Origin of the sequence: Streptomyces sp. NPDC048057, assembly GCF_040653095.1 — a bacterium.
Classification (GTDB): Bacteria; Actinomycetota; Actinomycetes; order Streptomycetales; family Streptomycetaceae; genus Streptomyces.
Genome location: NZ_JBEZNF010000071.1, coordinates 1 through 3,483 on the forward strand (window position 1 = coordinate 1; position 3,483 = coordinate 3,483).

Here is a 3,483-nt window from a genome sequence, read left to right on the forward strand (position 1 = left end):
CACACCATCACCCAAAACCCCCACACACCCATCAACCACATCAACACCCTCACCCCACAAGAACACCAACAACTCACCCACTGGAACACCACGGACCATCCCCTTCCCGAGGCGTCCCGCACCCTTCAACAACTCTTCGGCGAGCAGGCGGCCCGTACCCCCGACGCGGTGGCCGTCCGCGCCGGCGCGGAGCACCTCACGTACCGACAGCTCGATCTGCGTTCGGGGCGGCTGGCCCGCGTCCTCGCGACGTCCGGGGTCCGCCCGCAGGACACCGTCGGCGTGCTGCTGGAACGCTCCGCCGACCTGGTCGTCTCACTGCTCGCCGTGGTGAAGGCGGGGGCCGCGTATCTGCCGCTCGACGGCCGCGACCCCGCGTCCCGCATCCAGGCCCTGCTCACCGAGACCGGCACCCGCGCGGTCCTGACCGATCCGCTGCCCCACACCAGCAACCCCCTCCCTGACGACGTCCTGTCCATCACCGTGGGCCGAGCCCTCGACGCGCTCGCGAGCGAGACGGACACCACGGAGCCCCTGACCGTGCCCGGCGACCCCCGCCACCTCGCGTACGTCATGTACACCTCGGGGTCCACAGGCCGGCCGAAGGGCGTCGCGGTGCCGCACTCCTCGGTCGTCGAGCTGGCGCACGACCGCTGCTGGCAGGGCGGCAACCACCGGCGGGTCCTCTTCCACTCCCGCCACTCCTTCGACGCCGCCACCTACGAGATCTGGGTCCCGCTGCTGTCCGGCGGCGAAGTCGTCGTCGCCCCGCCCGGCGCCCTCGACGCGGCCGGCATCGAACGGCTCACCCGCGAGCACGACGTCACGGCCCTCTGGCTCACCGCCGGCTTCTTCCACCTCGTCGCACAGGAGGACCCCCGGTCCCTCGCCGCCCTGCGCGAGCTGTGGGTGGGCGGCGACGTCGTCGACCCCCAGGCGGTGTCCCGGGTCCGCGAGGTCTGCCCCGACCTGGTCGTCGTGGACGGCTACGGCCCCACCGAGAGCACCACCTTCGCGACCCGGCACCGCGTGCCCCCGCACGGCTGCGACCGGCCCGCGGTGCCGATCGGCAGGCCGCTGGACAACACCCGGATCCACGTCCTCGACGCCGGGCTGCGCCCCGTACCGCCCGGTGTCACCGGCGAGTTGTACGTCTCCGGCGCCGGCCTGGCCCGCGGCTACCTGGGCCGGCCGGGGCTGACCGCCGAACGCTTCGTCGCCGACCCTTACGGACCCGCCGGCACCCGCATGTACCGCACCGGCGACCTCGCCCGTCGGGACGCCGACGGCGTCCTCCACTTCGTCGGCCGCGGCGACCACCAGGTCAAGATCCGCGGCTTCCGCATCGAACTCGGCGAGGTCGAAACGGCCCTCACCCGGCTTCCGCAGGTGGCCGGGGCCGCCGCGCACGCCCACGTCGGCGACGTCGGCGCCACCCGGCTCGTCGCCTACGTCGTCCCCGTCGACGGCGCGGCGCTCGACCCCGCCGCAGTGCGCGAGCAGCTCAAGGCGGCGCTGCCCGACTACATGGTCCCGGCCGCCGTCGTCACCCTCGACGCGCTGCCGCTGACCGCGAACGGAAAGCTCGACCGGCAGGCCCTGCCCGCGCCCGACTTCACCGCCCAGGTCACCGACGGCGCCCCGCGCACCGCGCAGGAGCGCGTTCTCGCGACGCTCTGCGCCGAGGTGCTGAACCTCCCCCGCGTCGGCGTCGACGACAACTTCTTCGAACTCGGCGGCGACAGCATCGTGTCGATCCAACTGGTCAGCAGGGCCAGGGAGGCCGGCGTGGTGATCACGCCCCGCGACGTCTTCCAGCAGCGGTCCATCGCCGAACTCGCCGCCGTCGCCCGTGCGGCGGACGACGCGGACGGGGCCCCCGCCCCGGCCGGTCTGGACGGGGTCGGTGACGTGCCGCTGCCGCCCGTGGCGCGCTCCTTCGACGTGGACGGCCCCGGCTTCGCGGGCTTCCACCAGTCCGTCGTGGTGCGCACGCCCCGCGGGGCCACCCACGACGCGATCGCCCGGACGCTCCAAGCCGTCCTCGACCGTCACGACGTGCTCAGGTCACGGCTGGTCGGCCCGCCCTCGGGGCGTGAGCTGCGCACGGCCGCGCCGGGCGACGTCCCCGCCCGCACGGTCCTGCGCGCCGCGGCCCTCTCCGGCTCGGCGGACGCGGACGGGCTGCGGACCGCGATCGCGGACGCGGCGGACGGGGCCCGGCAGCGGCTGGACCCCGCCGGCGGCGTCATGGTGCAGGCCGTCTGGTTCGACGCCGGCCCGGCGACCCCCGGTCGACTGCTGCTCCTGCTGCACCACCTCGTGGTCGACGGGGTCTCCTGGCGCATTCTGCTGGCGGACCTCGCAGCGGCGTGGCGGGCGGTCGAGTCCGGTACGGAACCGCAGTTGCCACCGGTGGCGACGTCGTTCCGGCACTGGGCGCACCTCCTCGTCGACCGGGCGAAGAGCCCGACCCGCGCCGATGAACTGCCTTACTGGACCGCACAGTTGACGGGTCCAGACGCGCCGCTCGGCGCGCGTCCGCTGGATCCCGCGCGGGACACCGTGGACACCGTCGCCACGGCGTCGTGGACGCTTCCGTCCGAGCAGACCCGGGCGCTGCTGGCGGACGTCCCGGCCCGCTACCGCTGCGGTGTCGACGACGTCCTGCTGAGTGCGCTCGCCCTCGCGCACGGCCAGTGGCAGCGGGACCGCGGCGCCGTCACCGACGGCTCGCTGCTGGTCGACCTCGAAGGGCACGGGCGCCAGGACGCCATGGCCCCGGCCCAGGGGGACGGCGGGTACGGCGGGGTCGACCTGTCCCGTACCGTCGGGTGGTTCACCACCGTCCATCCGCAGCGGCTGGACGCGGGTGGCGCCGCGCTGACCGGGCCGGGCGCCGGTGCGGTGCTCAAGCGGGTCAAGGAGCAGCTACGGGCCGTGCCGGACCACGGCGTGGGTTACGGCTTGCTGCGCCGTCTCAACCCGGAGACCGCCGATCGGCTCGCCGGGCTGCCGCAGCCGCAGGTCGCGTTCAACTACCTGGGGCGCTTCCCCGCGCCGGACGACGCCGACTGGGTGGCGGCGCCGGAGGCGGAGGCGCTGTCCGGGGGCGCCCACCCCGACCTGCCGCTGACGCACGCGCTCACGGTCAGCGCGGTCACCCGCGACACGTCGGACGGTCCGCTGCTGACGATGAGCTGTGCGTGGCCGGGCGGTGTCCTCACCGAGGAGGAGGTGCGCGGCCTGGGGGACGCATGGGTCCGGGCGCTGGGTCTGCTGGTGGAGCACGCGGGCACGCCGGAGGGCGGTGGACTCACGCCGTCGGACGTGCCGTTGGTGCGGCTCAGCCAGGGCGAGATCGCGGAGATCGAGGCGCAGGGGCAGGTCCTGGATGTGTTGCCGTTGGCGCCGTTGCAGGAGGGCCTGCTCTTCCACGCCCAGTACGACGACCAGGACACCCCCGACGTCTACGTCATCCAA

Annotated in this window: 1 protein-coding gene; it reads left to right on the forward strand. The window is 74.4% G+C overall.

Annotated features, from left to right (window positions below):
* On the forward strand, positions 1-3,483 hold a 3,483-nt coding region (locus tag AB0E05_RS36325; RefSeq protein ID WP_361971877.1), incomplete at both ends, for an amino acid adenylation domain-containing protein.